The sequence below is a fragment of the Alcanivorax sp. HI0044 genome, assembly GCF_001634945.1.
In genome coordinates this window covers 1-2,209 of sequence record NZ_LWEZ01001509.1, presented here as the reverse complement: position 1 = coordinate 2,209, position 2,209 = coordinate 1, and the positions used below count along the sequence as shown (strand labels likewise).

The following is a 2,209-nucleotide window of genomic DNA, read 5'->3' as shown; positions in this document are numbered from 1 at the left end:
CGGCAACAAGAGCGAATGCCTTGAGCATATCAATCAGACCTGGACAGACCAGCGTCCACGCCGCCTGCGGGATGCGCAAGCGTCCTGATTCTTTCTCTTGCGTCTGCATTAACGGCAAGGAGCTGACATGACCGGGTCTGTCATCGAGAACGCGCGCACGGGGTCCGGCTGGACCCCGCTTTCCTCTTCCCAGCAACGCCTGTGGCTATTTACACGGCTTTCACCGCACAGCACCGCCTATAACCTGGGTGGCATGCTGTGGCTGGACGGTGAGCTGAATCCTGAAGCCCTTGAGCAGACCATGAATTACGTGGTGGCACGGCAGGATATTGTGCGCGTGCAATTTGCCGAACGGGATGGCCAGGGTTGGCAACGGATTACGCCGCACGTGGACAGGGCCTTGCAGGTCGAGGATGTCAGCAACGAGGCAGACCCGGAAGCGGAAGCCTACCGGTTGGGGCGCGAGCACAACGCGAAACCGTTTGATCTGGAAACCGAATCGCTGTTGCGTTACCGGCTGGTCAGGCTGAGCGAGCAACGGCATGCGCTGCTGATCTCGTTGCATCATATTGTCGGCGACGCCTGGTCATTGGGCGTGTTCATGCAGGAGTTTCTGTTTGCCTATAGTGCCTTGCGTGACGGGCTGACACCGAACCTGCCGCCGCTGCAGAATAGCTATCTGGATCTGGTCGAAACGGAAGCTGAATGGCTTTCCGGTGACGATGCACAGGCGCAGCGGGATCACTGGATCGACACCCTGCAGCATGAGGGCGAGCCCCTGGCTTTGCCTCGTCTGTCACAACCGTCCGGTGCCTCCAGTCGTGCCTGTTTTCAGGACTTCTCCCTGTCTGCAAAGCAGACGCAAACCCTGAAAGATTTTGCCAGGGCGCAGGGCGTCAGCCGTTTCACTGTATTGCTTGCCGTGTTGCAGTATCTGTTGTTTCGGGTATCGGGGCAGCCGCAGATTCGCGTTGGCGTACCCAGTGCCAACCGTAAAGGCAGTAATCAGTTTCTGGTGGGTTTTTTTGTCAACAACCTGGTGGTGCAGGGGCATGTTTCCCCTGAGCTGTCCGTCAGCGACTGGATTGCACAGATCCACAGTGCCTTGAACGATGCCAAAAAAAATCGCGATATTCCCTTTGAGAAAATTGTCGATGCCTTGAGTGATTCCCGCAGCTCGGGCAGTCACCCCTTGTTCCAGGTGGCGTTCAATTATCGCCAACAGGGCAAAGGGCTGAGCCTGAACCTGGGCAACCTGATGGCGCGGGTAGAAGACCTGCCCGTAACGGAAACCCCGTTTGATCTGGTGCTGGATGCCTGGCCGGATGAGCACGATGGCCTGACGTTAAGGCTGGTCCACGGGGACGGCATTCTTGATAGTGCCTTTGCCGGGAAAATGGTGGTGGCGTTTGAGCAGGTGCTGGACCAGTGGTTGCAGTCGCCAGCGTTGCCACTCACCGAGAGTGCGGCGCTGGTGCCGGATGACCAGACCATGCTGGAGCGTTGGGAGCGGGGGGGCGGCCAGTGGCAAGCGCATAGTTTTGTCTCTTTGTTTTCACAGCAGGCTGCGAGACAGGGCGATGCCATTGCGCTGGTGCACGGGGATACCCGCGTGTCGTTTGCTGAATTGGAAGCACGTTCCAATCAATTGGCCCGTTATCTGATCGCCCAGGGTGTAAAACCGGATGACGTGATTGGTGTGTCCTTCGAGCGTGGCGTCACCATGGTGGAAGCCTTTCTCGCCGTGATGAAAGCGGGCGGCGCCTTTTTGCCGCTGGATCCGGCTTATCCTGCGGACCGTTTGCGCTACATGCTGGAAGACAGCGGCACAGAAATTTTGCTCACTGAATCGGGCCTGGTTCCTTCGCTGCCAAGCGTGGAAACGGTGACAGCGATTGCGGTGGATACGTTGCCACTGGATGTTTTTTCTGCCCAAGCTGTTGACAACGAACCGCACCCGGACCAGCTCGCCTATGTGATCTATACCTCCGGTTCCACCGGCAAACCCAAAGGCGTGTCGCTGACCCATGCCGGTCTCTCCATGCATGTGCAGACCATCGGTGAGCGCTATGGCATGACCCCGGATGATGTGGAGCTGCAGTTCGCCTCCATCAGTTTCGATGGAGCGGTAGAGCGCTGGACGGTGCCGTTGGCCTTTGGTTCGCGGGTGGTGATTCGTGACCAGCAACTGTGGAGCGCGGAACAATGC

1 protein-coding gene is annotated in these 2,209 nt (G+C 58.2%); it reads left to right on the top strand.

What is annotated here, in order from left to right; translation table 11 throughout:
• Positions 1–127: 127 nt before the first annotated feature.
• Positions 128–2,209: condensation domain-containing protein (locus A3730_RS22755; RefSeq protein WP_156501307.1), on the top strand; the 2,082-nt coding region annotated here is incomplete at its 3' end.